General features: G+C 69.3%; 15 protein-coding genes, 1 tRNA gene and 1 pseudogene. 7 read left to right on the top strand and 10 right to left on the bottom strand.

The window, feature by feature from the left end; all coding sequences use genetic code 11:
- Positions 1-6 precede the first annotated feature (6 nt).
- The 6 genes from ACSQ14_RS06445 to ACSQ14_RS06420 all read right to left on the bottom strand — a co-directional run bounded on the left by ACSQ14_RS06445 (position 7) and on the right by ACSQ14_RS06420 (position 6463).
- On the bottom strand, positions 7-1080 hold the full coding sequence (locus tag ACSQ14_RS06445; RefSeq protein WP_436015375.1) for a sulfate/molybdate ABC transporter ATP-binding protein: 1074 nt from the start codon (positions 1078-1080) through the stop codon (positions 7-9).
- Positions 1058-1900 (bottom strand): sulfate ABC transporter permease subunit CysW, encoded by an 843-nt coding sequence (gene cysW, locus ACSQ14_RS06440; RefSeq protein WP_436010889.1) that lies wholly within the window; start codon positions 1898-1900, stop codon positions 1058-1060. The genes ACSQ14_RS06445 and cysW overlap by 23 nt, the downstream gene beginning before the upstream one ends.
- On the bottom strand, positions 1897-2787 hold the full coding sequence (gene cysT / locus ACSQ14_RS06435; protein WP_436010887.1) for a sulfate ABC transporter permease subunit CysT: 891 nt from the start codon (positions 2785-2787) through the stop codon (positions 1897-1899). Before cysT ends, cysW begins: the two co-directional genes overlap by 4 nt.
- Entirely contained in the window at positions 2784-3818 is a 1035-nt protein-coding gene (locus tag ACSQ14_RS06430) for a sulfate ABC transporter substrate-binding protein (RefSeq protein WP_436010885.1), read from the bottom strand. Before ACSQ14_RS06430 ends, cysT begins: the two co-directional genes overlap by 4 nt.
- 21 nt (positions 3819-3839) lie before the next feature.
- The gene (locus tag ACSQ14_RS06425; RefSeq protein ID WP_436010883.1) at positions 3840-5309 is read right to left on the bottom strand and encodes an OprO/OprP family phosphate-selective porin; all 1470 of its coding nucleotides are present in this window, start codon (positions 5307-5309) and stop codon (positions 3840-3842) included.
- A 164-nt stretch (positions 5310-5473) separates the two neighbouring features.
- Positions 5474-6463: an NAD(P)H-dependent flavin oxidoreductase gene (locus ACSQ14_RS06420; protein ID WP_436010881.1), complete on the bottom strand. Its 990-nt coding sequence runs from the start codon at positions 6461-6463 to the stop codon at positions 5474-5476.
- A 167-nt stretch (positions 6464-6630) separates the two neighbouring features.
- Here ACSQ14_RS06420 and ACSQ14_RS06415 point away from each other — a divergent pair, with 167 nt between their 5' ends.
- The 5 genes from ACSQ14_RS06415 (at position 6631) to ACSQ14_RS06395 (ending at position 12010) form a co-directional block, all read left to right on the top strand.
- On the top strand, positions 6631-8058 hold the full coding sequence (locus ACSQ14_RS06415) for a methylmalonyl-CoA mutase family protein (RefSeq protein ID WP_436010879.1): 1428 nt from the start codon (positions 6631-6633) through the stop codon (positions 8056-8058).
- Complete coding sequence (gene scpA, locus ACSQ14_RS06410; RefSeq protein WP_436010877.1) at positions 8055-10217, top strand: methylmalonyl-CoA mutase; 2163 nt, start codon at positions 8055-8057, stop codon at positions 10215-10217. Before ACSQ14_RS06415 ends, scpA begins: the two co-directional genes overlap by 4 nt.
- Positions 10218-10362: 145 nt before the next feature.
- The gene (locus ACSQ14_RS06405) at positions 10363-10896 is read left to right on the top strand and encodes an N-acetyltransferase family protein (protein ID WP_436010875.1); all 534 of its coding nucleotides are present in this window, start codon (positions 10363-10365) and stop codon (positions 10894-10896) included.
- Positions 10897-10974: 78 nt separating this feature from the next.
- Positions 10975-11059, top strand: a tRNA-Leu gene (locus ACSQ14_RS06400).
- A gap of 99 nt (positions 11060-11158) precedes the next feature.
- On the top strand, positions 11159-12010 hold the full coding sequence (locus tag ACSQ14_RS06395) for an alpha/beta fold hydrolase (protein WP_436010873.1): 852 nt from the start codon (positions 11159-11161) through the stop codon (positions 12008-12010).
- Positions 12011-12018: 8 nt separating this feature from the next.
- On the opposite strand, the gene ACSQ14_RS06390 is transcribed toward ACSQ14_RS06395, so the two are convergent.
- The gene (locus ACSQ14_RS06390; protein WP_436010871.1) at positions 12019-12759 is read right to left on the bottom strand and encodes an NUDIX hydrolase; all 741 of its coding nucleotides are present in this window, start codon (positions 12757-12759) and stop codon (positions 12019-12021) included.
- A 150-nt stretch (positions 12760-12909) separates the two neighbouring features.
- Here ACSQ14_RS06390 and ACSQ14_RS06385 point away from each other — a divergent pair, with 150 nt between their 5' ends.
- Positions 12910-13410 carry a hypothetical protein gene (locus tag ACSQ14_RS06385; RefSeq protein WP_436010869.1) on the top strand — a complete coding sequence of 167 codons (501 nt, stop codon included), beginning with the start codon at positions 12910-12912 and terminating at the stop codon, positions 13408-13410.
- 65 nt (positions 13411-13475) lie between these two features.
- Here ACSQ14_RS06385 and ACSQ14_RS06380 read toward each other — a convergent pair whose 3' ends face one another.
- Complete coding sequence (locus ACSQ14_RS06380; protein ID WP_436010867.1) at positions 13476-15458, bottom strand: acetyl-CoA carboxylase biotin carboxylase subunit; 1983 nt, start codon at positions 15456-15458, stop codon at positions 13476-13478.
- A gap of 81 nt (positions 15459-15539) precedes the next feature.
- On the bottom strand, positions 15540-17072 hold the full coding sequence (locus tag ACSQ14_RS06375; RefSeq protein ID WP_436010865.1) for an acyl-CoA carboxylase subunit beta: 1533 nt from the start codon (positions 17070-17072) through the stop codon (positions 15540-15542).
- Between the two features lie 152 nt (positions 17073-17224).
- Between ACSQ14_RS06375 and purU the strand changes: the two genes are divergently transcribed.
- The gene (gene purU / locus ACSQ14_RS06370; protein WP_436010863.1) at positions 17225-18067 is read left to right on the top strand and encodes a formyltetrahydrofolate deformylase; all 843 of its coding nucleotides are present in this window, start codon (positions 17225-17227) and stop codon (positions 18065-18067) included.
- On the opposite strand, the pseudogene ACSQ14_RS06365 reads toward purU, so the two are convergent.
- Positions 18057-18188 (bottom strand): annotated as a pseudogene (locus ACSQ14_RS06365) (hypothetical protein); the annotation flags it as partial. The gene purU and the pseudogene ACSQ14_RS06365 sit on opposite strands and share 11 nt — an antisense overlap.
- Positions 18189-18198: the final 10 nt, after the last annotated feature.

Genomic DNA, 18198 nt, shown 5'->3' with positions numbered 1-18198 from the left:
TTCCCCCTACCCCGCCGCGTAGACCCGCGGCCGCAGCGGCTTGACCCGCACCGGCAGGCCGGCGGTCACGCCGGCGGGCGCGTCGCGACTGTGGACCTCAAGCTCCATGTGGCGGCCCTCGATGGTGCAGTCGATGCGCATCTTCGGGCCGCGCGCAGTGGCGGCGCGCACCTCCGCGACCAGGCCGGCGCCGTCGTGCGGCGCGAAAGCCACCTCGTCCGGACGGAAGAAAACATCGACCGCGCCCTGCGGCGCCCCTTCCGGCGCGGCGGTCTCCCAGTCGGCGACCTGCAGCCGGCCGTCGGCGACCACCCCGGGCAACCGGCAGGCCGGGCCGAGGAAGTCGTAGACGAACGGATTGGCCGGCGCCTCGTAGAGCTCGCTCGGCGCGCCCAGCTGGACGAGCTCGCCGTCCTTCAGGATCGCCACCCGGTCGGCGAGGTCCAGCGCCTCTTCCTGGTCGTGGGTGACGAACACCGTGGTCACGCCCGCCCGGTCGTGCAGCTCGCGCAGCCAGCGGCGCAGGTCGCGACGGACCTGGGCGTCGAGCGCGCCGAACGGCTCGTCGAGCAGCAGCATGCGCGGCTCGATGGCCAGCGCGCGGGCCAGCGCCACGCGCTGGCGCTGGCCGCCGGAGAGCTGCGCCGGGAAGCGCTTGTCCAACCCGTCGAGCTGCACCAGCGACAGCAGGTGCTGGACGCGGTCGGCGACCTCCGACTTCGCCGGCCGCTCGCTCCGCGGCCGCACGCTCAGGCCGAAGGCGATGTTCTGCGCCACGGTCATATGGCGGAACAGGGCGTAGTGCTGGAACACCATGCCCACCCGGCGGCGGCGCACCGGCAGCGCCAGGAAGTCCTCGTCGTCAAAGCGCACTTCGCCTTGGTCAGGGGTCTCCAGGCCGGCCAGCACCCGCAGCAGCGTGGTCTTGCCCGAGCCGGAGGGCCCCAGCAGCGCCAGGAACTCCTTGTCGCGGGCGTGCAGCGACACGTTCTTCAGCGCCGGGAAGCGGCCGTAGGCCTTTGAGATCCCACGGATTTCCAGCGAGCGGGAGACGGCGTCAGTGTCGGCGGCTAGCTGCAAGTTCACCTGCGTGTCGCCATTCGAGGACGGTCTTGAGGACCAGGGTGACGAGGCCGAGCGAGGCGAGGATTGAGGCTGCCGCGAAAGCACCGACGAAGTCGTAGTCATTGTAGAGCACCTCCACGTGCAGGGGGAGCGTCGTCGTTTCACCGCGGATATGGCCGGAGACGACTGAGACCGCGCCGAACTCCCCCATGGCGCGCGCGTTGCAGAGTAGGACGCCGTACAGCAGCGCCCAGCGGATGTTGGGTAGGGTGATCTTCCAGAAGGTGGTGAAGCCGCCAGCGCCGAGCGTCAGCGCCGCCGCCTCCTCGTCCGAGCCCTGGTCCTGCATCAGCGGGATCAGCTCGCGGGCGACGAAGGGGAAGGTGACCAGCACCGTGGCCAGGACCAGCCCCGGCAGGGCGAAGATGATCTTAACGTCGTTCTCGAGCAGCCAGTCGCCGAAGAAGCCCTGGGCGCCGAACAGCAGCACCCAGACCAGGCCGGACACCACCGGCGAGATCGAGAACGGCAGGTCGATCAGGGTCAGCAACAGCGCCTTGCCCTTGAACTCGAACTTGGCGATCGCCCAGGCCGCGGCGACGCCGAAGACCGCATTCAACGGCACGGCGATCGCCGCCACCAGCAGCGTCAGGCGGATCGCCGCCAGCGCGTCCGGCTCCTTGAGCGCGGCGAAGAAGGCGCCGACACCCTTGGCGAAGGCGTCGTGGAAGACGACGCCAAGCGGCAGCACCACCAGCCCGCCCAGCACCGCGACCGCGCCCAGCAGCAGCAGCGGGGCGTAGCCCGGCAGACGAATGACAGGGGCGCGGATCATCGGCGGCCTCGTCCGGCGAGCAGCAACTGAACTGCGTTGATCAGGATCAGCGTACCGAAGGAGATAGCGACCATCGCCAGGCCCACCGCGGCGGCGCCGGCGTAGTCGTACTGCTCGAGCTTGATGACGATCAGCAGCGGCGCGATCTCGGTCTTCATCGGCATGTTGCCGGCGATGAACACCACCGAGCCGTACTCGCCGACGGCGCGGGCGAAGGCCAGCGTCACGCCGCTGATCAGCGCCGGCGCCAGGGCCGGGAAGACCACGTGGCGCACGCGCTGCCAGTCGCTCGCGCCGAGCGTCTGGGCCGCCTCCTCGACCTCGCGGTCGAGGTCTTGCATCACCGGCTGCAGCGCCCGGACCACGAACGGCAGGCCGATGAAGACCAGGGCGATGAAGATGCCGAGCGGCGAATAGGCGGTCTTGATCCCGACCTTCGCCGCCAGCGCGCCCAGCGGGCCGGTCGGCGCATAGAGCGCGGTCAGGGCGATGCCGGCGACCGCCGTCGGCAAGGCGAACGGCAGATCGACCAGCGCGTCCAGCAGCCTACGACCAGGGAACTCGTAGCGCACGAGCACCCAGGCCACGAGCAAGCCGAGGACGGCGTTCAGCAGCGCGGCGTAGAGCGACAGGCTGAAGCTGAGCCCGAGCGCCGCGGCGACGCGGTCCTCGGTCAGCGTCGCCCAGACGCCAGACAGGCCGAGCTCCCAGGGCTTGATGGCCAGGGCGGCGAGCGGGATGATGACGATGGCGCCGAGGTAGGCGAGCGTCACCCCGATCGACAGGCCGAACCCGGGCAGGATCGACGGCTCGCGCCAACGCGCGAGGCGGGGCCGCTTGGCCCCGCCTGCTGTTGGAAACGGCGTGCTGGAGGTGTGGTCCGTCACGGCTTGTAGATCTGGTCGAACACGCCGCCGTCGGCGAAGTGCTTGGCTTGCGCCTTCTTCCAGCCGCCGAAGGTGTCGTCGATGGTCACCAGCGGGATCTGCTTGAACTCCTTGGCGTACTTGGCCGCCACGTCCTTGTTGCGCGGACGGTAGTGGTTCTTGGCGATGATCTCTTGCGCCAGCGGGCTGTAGAGGAAGTTCAGGTAGCCCTCGGCCAGGGTGCGGGTCTTGTGCCGGTCGACGTTCTTGTCGACCAGCGCCACCGGCGGCTCAGCCAGGATCGAGATCGACGGATAGACGATGTCGAAGTTCGGGCCGAACTCGTCGATGATCAGGTAGGCCTCGTTCTCCCAGGACAGCAGCACGTCGCCGATGCGCCGCTGCGCGAACGTCGTGGTCGAGCCCCGCGCGCCGGTGTCGAGCACCGGAACGTTCTTGAACAGCTTGGTGACGTAGTCGCGGGCCCCGGCTTCGCCGCCCTGCTTCAGGCCATAGGCCCAGGCCGCCAGGTAGCCCCAGCGCGCGCCGCCCGAGGTCTTCGGGTTCGGCGTGATCACGCCGACGCCCGGCTTGATCAGGTCCGGCCAGTCCTTGATCTTCCAGGGGTTGCCCTTGCGGACGATGAACACCTGGGTCGAGGTGTAGGGCGTCGAGTTCTGCGGCAGGCGCGACTGCCAGTTGGCCGGCAGCAGCTTCGCCCGTTGCGCGATCTCGTCGATGTCTGCGCCCAGGGCCAGGGTGACGACGTCGGCCTGCAGGCCGTCGATCACCGAGCGGGCCTGTTTGCCCGAGCCGCCGTGGCTCTGGTTGATGGTGATCGCCTGGCCGGTCTTGCTCTTCCAGTAGGCCGCGAAGGCCGTGTTGATCGCCTTGTAGAGCTCGCGGGTCGGGTCGTAGCTGACGTTCAGCAGGGTGGTCGGGCTGGAGGCGGCCAGCGCCTCGCCGCCGAGCAGCGGCAGGGCGGCGGCGCCTGCGGCGGCCAGGCCGCCGCTCGCCATCAGGCCGCGGCGCGTGAGGAGTTTGTCGGTCATCTCAGGATGTCTCCGAAAGGATTAGAATGCGACCTGGGTACGGAACGAGACGATGTCGACGTTCTCGCCGAGGTCTCCGCCGGTGGCGCTCAGGCGATTGACGTCCACAAACTGGTAATCGAGCAGGAACCGCACGACGCTGTTCGGGTACCAGTTGAGGCCGACGGTGGTGATCTTCTGCTCGCCGCCGCGGATGCCGCCGCTCGGCGCTGCGCGACCCGGCGCCCCGTCCTCGTCGTTGAGGTCGAGCACGCTGTAGCGCGCCGCCAGCTCCCAGGCGCCCCAGGTGTTCTTCTTGGGATTGAACGCCTTGTCTGGGCGGATGCCGCGGAAGCCGCCGTTGGCCGCAGCCCAGATGTGCCGCTCGCCGGTCAGGGCGTAGGCGCCCTGCACGTACCAGCCGGTGAACGACGGATCGAACGGCGAGGCCGCGGCCGTCAGGCTGCTGCGGTTGACGTCGAACTTGAACCACTCGCCGGCGACGTAGAAGGCCTTGTAGCTGGCGCCGGCTTCCACGCCGTAAGTCGTCAGGCTCTTGGCGTTGATATTGCCGGTGTCGACCAGCCGCGTGCCGTCGACCCGCACTTCCGGCCGCTCGCGCAGGCGCAGGACCTGGCTCTCCGCCGGGCCGGCGGCGGTGTCGGCCGCCGAGAGGACGCCGGTGATCGTGCCGCCCAGGTGGACGTCGTAGTCCTGCCCGCGGAACGGATTGATCGCGGCGCGCAGGATGTAGCCGGACTGCTGATCGTACTCCGGCGTGGCCGGCACGCCGACCGTCTTGCCGGTCCACACCGCCGAGCCGTACCAGCGTTGACCGTTGGCGAAGATCCCGACGCCGGTCCGGCCGTCGCCCGCGGCCTGGCCGCGGACCAGTTCGGCGGCGGCGGCGCGCTCGAGGAACAGGCTCTCGGTGTTGCTGGTGGCGTCTTCCAGGCCAACCGGCGTGGCCCAAGCGCCGGCGCGGATGCGGAACTCGGTGTCGGCGCCGAACGGCTTGAAGCCGGCGTATTCGAGGTAGGCCTGATTGAGGACCGCCGACTCGCCGCCAGTGCCGCCGAATTCAGCCCACAAGGCGAAGTTCCAGTCCTTGAAAGCGGTGCCGTCGAAGCCCAACCGCGCACGCCGGAAATTCGTTCCGGAGGCCAAGTCGTTGTCGGTCCGCAGCGGCTTTACGTCGTAGTCGGCGGCGTCGAACTGCACGACCGAGCGCAGCGCGAACTTGAAGGCGCCGTCCGGCGTGGAGATCTGCGGGCGCGCGTTCGAAAGCGTGACCTTCGGCTGGGCGGCGATGTCCTGGCGGATCGCCTGCTCGCCAGCGCCGACCTGCGCCTTCAGGTCAGAGACCTGGTCGCGCAACTCGTTGTTCTGCTGCTCCAGCGCGTCGAGGCGCGCGCTCAGCGCCAGCGCCTGCTCCTGGCTGATGCCGCTGGCGGCGCCTTCGCGCGCGGTCGAGACCGCTTGCGCCAGGGCCGCCGGTGCGACGCTGCTCAACAGGGCCGCCAGAGCCGCTGCTCGGAATATCGTTTTCGCCATCATCTATCCCCCAGATGTGTTGCGAAGCTACTAAGCTCCCCATCCCCCATGGGGCCAGTGGGATTTTGATACGCAGCTCCGAGAAATTCTAATGCGCAGGAAACCGGAGCTATTCGCGGGACTCAATCACCGCGGTTAAACAAAGCGCACTTCGACTCGAGTTCGCGCTTCGCTTGCGCATACTGTTCCGCGAGTTGCGTCACCCGCTCGCCCGCTCCGATCACCTCGTGGATCGCGCCGACGCCCTGCCCGCTGCCCCAGATGTCGCGCCAGGCCTTGGCCGCGGTGTTGCCGCCCGACGCGAAGTTCATCTTCGAGGGATCGGCCTCGGGCAGACGCTCGGGATCGAGACCGGCGGCGGCCACCGAGCCCTTCAGGTAGTTGCCGTGCACGCCGGTGAAGAGGTTGGAATAGACGATGTCGCCGCCGGAGCTGTCGACGATCATCTGCTTGTAGGCGTCCGGCGCGCGGGCCTCGCGGGTCGCGATGAAGGCCGAGCCGATGTAGGCGAGGTCCGCGCCCATCGCCTGGGCCGCCAGGATCGAGCGGCCGTTGGCGATCGCCCCCGACAACACCAGCGGCCCGTCGAAGAACTCGCGCAACTCCTGCACCAGGGCGAACGGCGACAGCGAACCGGCGTGCCCGCCGGCTCCGGCGGCGACGGCGATCAGCCCGTCGGCGCCCTTCTCGACCGCGCCGCGCCCGTGGGCGGCGTTGATCACGTCGTGCAGCACCACCCCGCCTGAGGCGTGGACCGCGTCATAGACTTCCTTCCGGGCTCCCAGCGAGGTGATCACCACTGGAACCTTGCGGCGGCAGGTGACCTCCAGGTCGTGCTCCAGCCGGTCGTTGGTCCGGTGGGAGATGTGATTCACCGCGAACGGCGCGGCCGGCGTCTCCGGATGCGCCCGATCCCAGGCCGCCAGTTCCTCGATGATCTGGCAGATCCACTCGTCCAGCTGCGCGGCCGGGCGCGCGTTCAGCGCCGGAAACGACCCGACGACGCCCGCCTTGCACTGGGCGATGACCAGCTCCGGGCCCGAGACGATGAACATCGGGCTGCCGATCGCCGGCAGGCGCAGGCGTTCATGCAGGACGGGCGGCAGGGCCATGGCCATTCTCTCCAGCGAATCTCGCCGCGACCACGTCACACGACAGCTGCGCGCGCAAGCCACCGCGCGCCGCTGCCGGAGGTGCAATCGAGACCGCCCAGGCGCTGATCGCACCGGGAGCGCGGCGCCAACTTGACGGACCCCCATGCTCCGGCCCATTTGCGCGCATGGCAGATGCAAGCCGCCTCAGCGCTGATTTCCCCCCCGCCACGGCCGAGTCGTGGCGCACCCTGGTCGCCAAGACGCTTGGCGAAAAACCCTTCTCGGTCCTGGAGAAGACGACGGTCGAGGGGCTGCCGATCGCGCCCCTGTATCCGCCCGGCGATCTTCCCGGCGAGCAGGCCTTCCCGACCCGGCCGTTCAACGCCGAGCGTCCGTGGGACTTGCGGGTCCTGGTGAGCCATCCGGACGCCGCCCGGGCCAACGTCGAGATCCTCGGCGACCTGGAAGGCGGCGCCGCGTCGGCCCTGCTGCGCATCGACCCCACCGGCCAGGCCGGCGTGGCGATCGGCTCGGCTGACGACCTCGGCCGCGCGCTGAAGGGCATGATCCTCGAGCTCGCCCCGGTCAGCCTAGACGCCGGCTTCCTCGGCGCGAAAGCCGCCGACTGGCTGGGCGCCGTCGCCAAGGCCTCGCCCGGCGCCAAGCTCAACTTCCACATGGATCCGCTGAGCGCCTTCGCCGAAATCGGCGCCAGCCCGGGCCCGATCGACAGCCACCTGGTCAGCGCCGCCACCGTCGGCGTCCGCCTGGCCGAGACCTATCCGCACGCCGAACTGTTCCTGGCCGCCGGCCGGGTGGTCCACGAGGCCGGCGGCGGCGAGGCCGAGGAGCTGGCCTTCGCCGCGGCCTCCGCCATCGCCTACGCCAAGGCGCTGGTCCGCGCCGGCCTGCCGATGGCCGACGCCTTCGCCCGCATCACCCTGGGGCTGGCGGTCGACGCCGACTACTTCCTGACCATCGCCAAGCTGCGCGCCGCGCGCGAGCTATGGGCGCGGATCGCCGTGGCCTGCGAGGCCGGCCCGACCGCCCGCATCGAGGTGCGCACGTCGCGCCGGATGCTGGCCCGCCAGGACGCCTGGACCAACATGATCCGGCTCACCGCCGCGGGCTTTGGCGCCGCGGTCGGCGGCGCCGACGCGATCGTGCTGGGCAACTTCACCGACGCCATCGGCCTGCCCACCGCCTTCGGCCGCCGGCAGAGCCGCAACACCCAGCTGGTGCTGATGGAAGAGGCCCACGTCGGCCGCGTCGCCGATCCGGCCGCGGGCTCCGGCTATGTCGAAGCCATGACCGATCAGCTGGCCCGCACCGCCTGGGCCAAGCTTCAGGAGATCGAGGCCGCCGGCGGCCTCGCCGCCGCCCTGACCTCGGGCCTGATCGCCCGCGACGTGGAGGCCGCCAAGGCCGCCCGTCCGGAGCCCAAGCTGGTCGGCGTCAACGCCTTCCCGCCGACCAAGGAAGAACCCGTCGAGGTCGAGACCCCGACGGTCACGGCCGTCGACGCGCCGTCGGCGACCCTGCCCGGTCCCGACAGCGCCTGCCCCGCCCTGAAGCCCATCCGGCTCGCCGAAGCTTATGAGGCCGCCCAATGAGCGTCTTCCCCGATTTCGCCAACCTGCCGTTCGACAGCAAGCTGCCGGCGCCGACCGCGCCGTCCGCCGATCCCTGGCTGACGCCGGAAGCCCTGTCGGTGAAGCCGTCCTACGGCCCGCAGGACGTGCTCGACCTGCCGCACCTGCAGGGCGCCTATCCGGGGCTCGCGCCGTTCCTGCGCGGTCCCTATCCGACCATGTACCTCACCAACCCGTGGACCATCCGCCAGTACGCGGGCTTCTCCACGGCCGAGGATTCCAACGCCTTCTACCGCCGCAACCTGGCGGCCGGTCAGATGGGCCTGTCGGTGGCCTTCGACCTGGCCACCCACCGCGGCTACGACTCCGACCACCCGCGGGTGAAGGGCGACGTCGGCATGGCCGGGGTGGCCATCGACTCGATCCTCGACATGCGCACGCTGTTCGACGGCATACCGCTCGACAAGATGAGCGTGTCGATGACCATGAACGGCGCGGTCCTGCCGATCCTGGCGCTGTACATCGTCGCCGGTGAAGAACAGGGCGTGCCGCACGAGAAGCTCTCGGGCACGATCCAGAACGACATCCTGAAGGAGTTCCTGGTCCGGAACACCTACATCTATCCGCCGTCGCCCTCGATGCGGATCATTTCGGACATCTTCGCCTACACGTCGAAGGAGATGCCGAAGTTCAACTCGATCTCGATCTCCGGCTACCACCTGCAGGAAGCCGGCGCGACGCTCGACCTTGAGCTGGCCTACACCATCGCCGACGGCATCGACTACGTCCGCGCCGGCATCGCCGCCGGCATGACCGTCGACCAGTTCGCGCCGCGCCTGTCGTTCTTCTGGTGCGCCGGCATGAACGTCTTCATGGAGATCGCCAAGCAGCGCGCCGGCCGCCTGCTGTGGGCCAAGCTGATGAAGGAGAACTTCGACCCGAAGGACTCCCGTTCGCTCTCGCTGCGCGCCCACACCCAGACTTCCGGCTGGAGCCTGGCCGCGCTCGACGTCTTCAACAACGTCCCGCGCACCCTGATCGAGGCGATCGCCGCCACCAGCGGCCAGACCCAGAGCCTGCACACCAACGCGCTCGACGAAGCCCTGGCGCTGCCGACCGACTTCTCGGCGCGGATCGCCCGCAACACCCAGCTGTTCATCCAGCTGGAGAGCGGCCAGACCAAGGTCATCGACCCCTGGGGCGGCTCCTACTACATCGAGCGGCTGACCGCCGACCTCGCCGCCCGCGCGCTTGACCACATCGCCGAAGTCGAGGCCCTCGGCGGCATGACCAAGGCGATCGAGGAAGGCCTGCCGAAGCGGCGGATCGAGGAAGCCTCGGCCCGCACCCAGGCGGCGATCGATTCCGGCGCCCAGACCCTGGTCGGGGTGAACCGCTACAAGCCCGACGTCGCCGACGTGATCCCGATGCTGAAGGTCGACAACAGCGCGGTGCGCGAGCGTCAGTTGGAAAAGCTGAAGAAGCTGCGCGCCGAGCGCGACCCGGAAGCCGTCCGTCAGGCGCTGGAAGCCCTGACCAACGGCGCCGCCGGGGGCGGCAACCTGCTGGAGCTGTCGGTCAACGCCGCCCGCGCCAAGGCCTCGGTCGGCGAGATCTCCGACGCGCTGGAGAAGGTGTTCAACCGGCACAAGGCGAGCGCCGACGCGGTGAAGGGCGTCTACCTGCGCGCCTCCGGCGACACGCCGACCGCCCTGCGGGTCAAGGCGATGATCAAGGACTTCGTCGCCGCCGACGGCCGCAAGCCGAAGATCCTGGTCGCCAAGATGGGCCAGGACGGTCACGACCGCGGCCAGAAGGTGATCGCCTCGGGCTTCACCGACCTCGGCTTCGACGTCGACATCGGCGACCTGTTCCAGACCCCGGCCGAGGCCGCGGCCCAGGCCGTCGAGGAGAACGTCCACGCGGTGGGCGCCAGCTCGCTGGCCGCCGGCCACCTGACCCTGGTTCCCGAGCTGAAGGCGGAGCTCGCCAAGCTCGGCCGTCCGGACATCATGGTGGTCGTCGGCGGGGTGATCCCGCCGGAGGACTTCAAGGCCCTGGAAGACATGGGCGTGGCGGCGATCTTCACGCCCGGCACCGCGGTGCCGGACGCCGCCATCACCGTGCTCGACCGGCTCAACGGCCTGCTCGGCTACGCGCAGGAACAAGCGGCGCAATAATCGCCGCACCCGCTGAATTCGGCCCGGACGCTCCCCACGCGGGGGCGTCCGGCGACCGTCAGCGTACGATCATAGCCACGCTTGGACTCAAGCCTGCCCCTGTGCGTTAATCGCCAGGGTCATCAAGGCGGATAGCGAGGCGATCGTGGAGCAGCCCGAATATTCGATCCGGCGCGCCGCGATGGACGACGCCGAGGCGCTCGCCCAGGTCCACGACACCACCTGGCGCGAAGTCTACGCCGGACTGATGTCCGAGCAGATGCTGAACGCGCTGACCACCGACGCCCGCGCGACCGTCTGGCGGCGGATGCTCTCGGGCGACGCAGGCTTCCTCGGCACCACCTTCATCGCCGAACGTGACGGCGAGGTCGTCGCCTACGCCTCCTGCGGCGAGCAGCGCGACGAGGACTTCCGCGCCGCCGGCTACGCCGGCGAGTTCACCGCGGTCTACGTGCTCAAGACCGATCAGCGACGCGGCGTCGGCACCAGCCTGATGACCACCATGATGAAGGACCTGGCCGACCGCGGCCTCGTCGGCTTCACCCTGTGGGTGCCGCGCGAGAACATCCCCGCCCGCTCGCTCTACGAACAACTCGGCGGCAAGCTGCTCGGACAGCGCGACGTTCATCGCGAACAGGGCACGTTGACGGAAGTGGCCTACGGCTGGAACGCCGCCTGACCGGAGCGCGGCGCACGCGCCGGACGCCTCGCCGGGGCTGACGCCGCCGCGCGAGCCGTCTACAAGCTGCGAAGGCGCGCCCCCTTGGCGGAATTGGTAGACGCACGCGACTTAAAATCGCGAGCCGTATGGCGTCCCGGTTCGATTCCGGGAGGGGGCACCACGCCGCGCAGTCCATCAGCAGCGCCGGCGGCGCCCACGCTGGATCGGGGACACTCCGGACCTATATTGGTCGCCACGCCCGTCTCGGAGAGCCTGAAGCATGTCGACCGCCACGCTTGCCCCCCGCACCCGCCGCTTCGAAGGCGCGGGCGTCGAGATCGTGGCGGACGAGGCCGGCCCGCAGGACGGGCGGCCGGTGCTGCTGCTGCACGGCGGCGGCCAGACCCGCGGGGCCTGGGGCGGCGCGCTGAAGGAAGGCGCCCGGCGCGGCTACCGGATGATCAGCTACGATCTGCGCGGTCACGGCGAAAGCGGCTGGGCCGAGGACGGCGACTATGGGGTCGACGCCCACGCCCAGGACCTGGCGCGAATCGTCCACCAGCTCGACCAGGCGCCGGCGGTGGTCGGCGCCTCGCTGGGCGGCATGACCGGGCTCAGCTACGCCGGCGAAGGCGGCAAGCTCCGCGCGCTCGCCCTGGTCGACATCGCGCCGAAGATGGAGCTGGCCGGAGTGCTGCGGATCCAGGACTTCATGCAGAGCGCGCCGGACGGCTTCGCCAGCCTTGAGGAAGCCGCCGACGCCGTCGCCGGCTTCCTGCCGCACCGGCCGCGGCCGAAGGATTCCAGCGGCCTGATGAAGAACCTGCGGCTGCGCGACGACGGCCGGCTCTACTGGCACTGGGACCCGCGGATGCTGACCCGCGTCGATGACGACGACGGCCTGCCGAACATGGACCGGCTGCGCGACGCCGCGCGCCGACTCGCCGTCCCGGCCCTGCTGCTGCGCGGCAAGATGAGCGACGTCGTCTCACTGGACGGGGCGAAAGACTTCCTGGAACTGGTCCCGCACGCCGAATTCGTCGACATCGCCGGGGCCGACCACATGGTGGCCGGCGACCGCAACGACGCCTTCAACACGGCGGTCTTCGCGTTCCTCGACCGCCACAGCTGAGGCCGGGCTCAGGCCGACGGCGGCCGGGCCATGAAGAACTCGCGATTCGGATAGCCGCTCTCCGGCGGGATCGACAGCACGGTCCCGTCCGGCCGCCGCTCGACGGTGGGGCTGACCGGCACGATTCGCCGGCTGCGCGCCGCGGCCACGGCCTGCTCCACCGTGCGCGACTGCGCCAGCAGGTCGAGCTGGCACTTGGTCGGGAACAGCAGGTTGCGCTCGCCCGACGCGCCCAGCGCGATGGCCGCGGCCGGCGGCAGCCATTCCACCGCCACCGTCTCGCGGCCGTCGGAAATCGCCTCCATCTCCGCGGTCATCCAGCAGAGGCGGAAGTAGGTGTCGAACCGCTTGGGCGCGCCTTCCGGCGTGACCCAGTGGGCGAAGGGGAGCATGGCCGACAGGTCGAGCCGACCGCCCGAGCGCCGCACCAGGTCCAGGAAGGATTCGCCCGCCTTCGGCTGCGGCCGCCGCTGCGGCGCCTCGAGCAGCAGGATCCCGGTCTCCTCGTGCAGTTCGCGGAAGCCGGCGATTCGCCGCGCGCGCTCGTCCGCGTCCAGCGCCGCGGCCCCGTCGACGAGGTCGAGCCAGGCCGGGTCGGCGTCCTCGGCGTCGACGCCGCCGCCCGGGAAGACCATCGCCGAGGCGTATTGTCCGCGCTCGTTGCGGACGACCATCAACACCTCCAGCCCGTCCGCGCCGTCGCGGACCAGCAGCACCGTGGTCGAGGGACGCGGCGTCGGCGCGGTCATCGGACGACGGCCCGCTCGGGATGATGTCGCAGCAGGCTCATGGCCCCTCCCCGTCTCGTTCTTCTCGTCGCGTTCCGCACTGTGACGGGCCGTCCGCATTTGCGTCAACGCGACGCGGCGCGAATTCGCCAGCGCGTTCGATCGCCTGCCGTGGCCGCCGAGCTTGCCGCGCGAATCTGGCGCAATATGTTTAGCTTGCGTAGGGACAACCGGGCGGGGGTTCGGGCGATGACCGCGGGATGGCTGCTAACCGGCGTCGGCCTGTTGATGCTGGCCTTCGCGTTCGCGTTCGGCGGCCGCGAGGAGCGCCTGTTCGTCGCCGTCCAGGCGGCCTCGGGGCTCGCCGAGCACAGCGCGGTGCGATTCGGCAGGGACGTACCGTCGGCGGTGCTGATCGATCTGGTGGTGCTGTCGATCATCGTGCCCATGGCGCTGCGCACCAACAAGGCGTGGCCGCTGTTCGCCGCCTCGCTGTCCGTCGCCGCCCTGATGACCGAAGGCGCGCAGATGTTGGTGCACGCCACCGACGCGGCCTACGCCATCATCCAGGGAACCTGGGACCTGCTCGCCAACCTGATCGTCGTCGTCGGCGCGTGGAACGTCTGGCGCACGCGACGCGAGCCGGGCGACCCGGAACTCTCCCGCGCCTGAACGCAAAACGCCGGGCCCAGGCTCTCGCCCGGACCCGGCGCTGATTGCAGCGCAGACGCTCGCGGTTAAGCGAACTCGACCAGCACCTCGTCGGCGGCGACGCTGTCGCCGGCCTTGGCGTTGACCGCCTTCACCACCCCGTCGCGCTCGGCGCGGATGATGTTCTGCATCTTCATCGCCTCGATGATCGCGACCTGCTCGCCCGAGCGGACTTCGCGGCCGACGGAGACATCGAGGGCGACGACCAGCCCCGGCATCGGCGAGAGCACCATCTTCGAGGTGTCCGCCGCTTGCTTCGGCGGCAGCTTCTCATGCAGTTCGGCCGAGCGCTCGGTGAGCACCAGGACGTGGGCGGTCGCCGCACGATGGCGGATCTTGAAGCCTTCCGCCGCCGGCTGCACTTGGACGCTGAACGCCGTCCCGTCGAGCACGCCGGCGAACACCGGCTTGCCCGGACGCCAGTCGACCTTGGTGAGCCGCAGCTTGCGGCCCTCGCCGAGGAACTCGACGACGAACTCATCGCCGCCGTTGCTCACCCGGGTCGCCCGGCGCTCGCCGTTCTCCACCACCACCCAGTCGTTGCGCAGCAGCTGCGGCGCAGCGCGGCGGGTCACGGTGCGGTGCATCGACAGCGCCACCGCGGCCATCACGTCACGCTGGAAGCTGGTCGGCTCGGCGCCGTGGAAGCCCTCGGGGAACTCGTCCTTGATGTAGTTGGTCGACAGCTTGCCCGAGCGGAAACGCTCCTGGTCCATCACCGCGGCCAGGAACGGCACGTTCTGGCCCAGGCCCTCAATGTGGAAGTCCTCGAGCGCGCGGCCCATGGTGTCGATCGCCGCCTCGCGGGTCGGGGCCCAGGTCGACAGCTTCGAGATCATCGGGTCGTAGAACATCGAGATCTCGTCGCCCTCGCGGACGCCGGCGTCGTTGCGGATGATGCCGCCGCCGAGCAGCGGGCCTTCGGCCGGCGGGCTGTAGCGCACCAGACGGCCGATCGACGGCAGGAAGCCGCGGTAGGGGTCTTCGGCGTAGATCCGGCTTTCGACCGCCCAGCCGTCGATCTTCAGATCATCCTGGCCGAACGTCATCTTCTCGCCGGCGGCCGAACGGATCATCTGCTCGACCAGGTCGACGCCGGTGATCATCTCGGTGACCGGATGCTCGACCTGCAGACGGGTGTTCATCTCCAGGAAGAAGAAGCTGCGGTCCTGGCCGGCGACGAACTCGACGGTGCCGGCGCTGTCGTAGTTGACCGCTTTGGCCAGCGCGACGGCCTGCGCGCCCATCTCGGCGCGGGTCTTCGCATCGAGCAGCGGGCTCGGCGCTTCTTCGATGACCTTCTGGTTGCGGCGTTGGATCGAGCATTCGCGCTCGAACAGGTGCACGACGTTGCCGTGCTTGTCGCCGAGCACCTGGATCTCGATGTGGCGCGGGCTCTCGATGAACTTCTCGATGAAGATCCGGTCGTCGCCGAAGCTGGCCTTGGCCTCGGCGCGCACCGCCGGGAAGCCTTCCTCGACGTCCTGGCGGTTCCAGGCGACGCGGATGCCCTTGCCGCCGCCGCCGGCGGAGGCCTTGATCATCACCGGATAGCCGATTTCCTCGGCGATCTTGATCGCGTGGGCGGTGTCTTCGATCTCGCCGACGTGGCCGGGGACGGTCGAGACGCCGGCCTTGGCGGCGAACTTCTTCGACTCGATCTTGTCGCCCATCGCCTTGATGGCGCCGGGGTTGGGACCGATGAAGACGATGCCTTCCTTGGCCAGCCGCTCGGCGAAGCCGGCGTTTTCCGACAGGAAGCCGAAGCCCGGGTGGACCGCTTCCGCGCCGGTTTCGCGGCAGGCGGCGACGATCTTGTCGGCGACCAGGTAGCTTTCGGCGGCGGGCGCCGGGCCGATGAAGACCGACTCGTCGGCCATCTCGACAGCCATCGAGTCCGCGTCGGCCTCGGAATAGACGACGACGGTCTTAATGCCGAGCTTGCGGCACGTCTTGATAATGCGGACCGCGATTTCCCCGCGGTTGGCGATCAGGATCTTGGAGAACATGGCGTAAGCCCGACGTCCTTCCCGTAACTAGAGTTGTTCTCGAGCCCTCTCTGACGAGGCGCGACACGCGCGCCCCGACCGTTAGAGCGGGATGTTGTCGTGCTTCTTCCAGGGATTGCTGAGTTGCTTGCCCTTGAGGCTCTTCAGCGCCCGCACCAGCCGGCGACGCGTGCCGTGCGGCATGATCACGTCGTCGATGTAGCCGCGCGAGGCGGCCACGAACGGGTTGGCGAACTTCTGTTTGTACTCGGCCTCGCGCTTGGCGATGGCCTCGGAGTCGCCGATCTCCGAGCGGAAGATGATCTCCACCGCGCCCTTCGAGCCCATCACCGCGATCTCGGCGGTCGGCCAGGCGTAGTTGACGTCGCCGCGCAGGTGCTTGGAGCTCATGACGTCGTAGGCGCCGCCGTAGGCCTTGCGGGTGATCACCGTCAGCTTCGGCACGGTGGCCTCGGCGTAGGCGAACAGCAGCTTGGCGCCGTGGCGGATCAGGCCGCCCTGCTCCTGACGGGTGCCCGGCATGAAGCCCGGCACGTCGACGAAGGTGACCAGCGGGATGTCGAAGGCGTCGCAGAAGCGCACGAAACGCGCGGCCTTGCGGCTGGAGTCGATGTCGAGCACGCCCGCCAGCACCTGCGGCTGGTTGGCGACGACGCCGACCGGCTGGCCGTCGAGACGGGCGAAGCCGACGACGATGTTCTTGGCGTATTCCGGGCTGACCTCGAAGAAGTCGGCCTCGTCCACGACCTTCAGGATCAGTTCCTTGATGTCGTAGGGCTTGTTCGGATTGGCCGGCACCAGGGTGTCGAGCGAGGCTTCGTCCCGGTTCGGGTCGTCGAAGCTTTCGCGGACCGGCGGCTTCTCGCGGTTGGAGAGCGGCAGGAAGTCGATCAGCCGGCGGACCTGGGTCAGCGCTTCGAGGTCGTTCTCGAACGCGCCGTCGACCACGCCGGACTTCTGGGCGTGGACGCGGTAGCCGCCGAGCTCGTCGTGGGTGACGTCCTCGTGGGTGACCGTCTTCACCACGTCGGGGCCGGTCACGTACATGTAGCTCGTGTCCTTCACCATGAAGATGAAGTCGGTGATCGCCGGCGAATAGACGTCGCCGCCGGCGCACGGGCCCATGATTACGCTGATCTGCGGGATGACGCCCGAGGCCAGGGTGTTTTCGAGGAAGATGTCGGCGTAGCCGGCGAGGCTGTCCACGCCTTCCTGGATGCGGGCGCCGCCCGCGTCGAACAGGCCGATGATCGGCGCGCCGACCTTCATGGCCTGGCGCTGCACCTTGACGATCTTCTGGGCGTGGGTCGCCGAGAGCGAGCCGCCGAACACCGTGAAGTCCTTGGAGAAGACGAAGACGACCCGACCGTTGATCGTGCCCCAACCGGTGATCACGCCGTCGCCGGGGATCACGTTCTCGCCGGTGTCGAATTCGTTGCGGCGCGGTTCGACGAACATGTCGAACTCTTCGAACGAACCTTCGTCGAGCAGCAGGTCGATCCGCTCACGCGCGGTCAGCTTGCCCTTCTTGTGCTGGTTGGCGATCCGGCGCTCGCCGCCGCCCAACCGCGCCTCGGCGCGACGCTTCTCAAGCTCTTCCAGGATGTGCTTCAAGCCCGAACTCCATCTGTCACGCAGCGCCATATTGACGTCGGCGGCCAGCGGCAAGCTTTCGTTGCGACAAATGGCCAAGATGCCTCAACGGTGAAGCCTGCGGTCCGGCAGGTGATTGTCTTCGCAGGGCTGTTTGGGGCAGAAGCCAATCCATGATCCTGACCCTCTCCTGCCCCGACCAGCCAGGCATCGTGGCGCGCGTCGCCACCACCCTGTTCGAGCGCGGGGCCAACATCCTCGACGCCATGCAGTACGGCGATGAGGAGACGGGCCGCTTCTTCATGCGCGTGGTGTTCGATCCCGGCCCGGGCGAGCCCGAGGCGCTGCGCGAGGCGCTGGGCCGGGTCGCCGCGGAATACGGCATGGACTGGCGACTGCGCGATCCGAAGGAACGCCGGCGGGTGATGATCCTGGCCTCGCAGCAGGATCACTGCCTGACCGACCTGATCTGGCGCTGGCGCCAGGGCGAGCTGCCGATGGACATCACCGCGGTGGTCTCCAACCACCCGGAATCGATCTTCCCGCACACCGACCTGAAGGGAATCGCCTTCCGCCACCTGCCGATCACCGCGGAGACCAAGCCGCAGCAGGAGGCGCAGCTGCTGGGCCTGATCCAGGAGACCCGCACCGACCTGGTCGTGCTCGCCCGCTACATGCAGGTGCTGTCGAACGACCTCGCGACGCAGCTGGCCGGCCGCTGCATCAACATCCACCACTCGTTCCTGCCCGGCTTCAAGGGCGCGCGGCCCTACCACCAGGCCCACGTGCGCGGCGTGAAGCTGATCGGGGCCACCGCCCACTTCGTCACCGCCGACCTCGACGAAGGGCCGATCATCGAACAGGACGTCGAGCGCATCAGCCACCGCGACACGCCCAAGGACCTGGTCCGCAAGGGCCGCGACATCGAGCGCCGGGTGCTGGCCCGCGCCGTGCGCTGGGTGCTCGAGGACCGGGTGCTGCTGAACGGCCAGAAGACTGTGGTCTTCACCGGCTGAGGTCCAATTCCACTACAATCTCCGTCATCCTGGACGGCCGACAGGCCGATCCGGGACCCAGGGGGTTCTTCAGTGCGCGCGGCCCTGGGTCCCGGCTCTCCGCTGCGCTACGGCCGGGATGACGAGTTTTG

The sequence above is a fragment of the Phenylobacterium sp. LjRoot219 genome (assembly GCF_964252995.1).
Classification (GTDB): Bacteria; Pseudomonadota; Alphaproteobacteria; order Caulobacterales; family Caulobacteraceae; genus Phenylobacterium.
The sequence above is the reverse complement of the archived record's forward strand: the minus strand, read 5'-3'. Positions and strand labels throughout refer to the sequence as shown.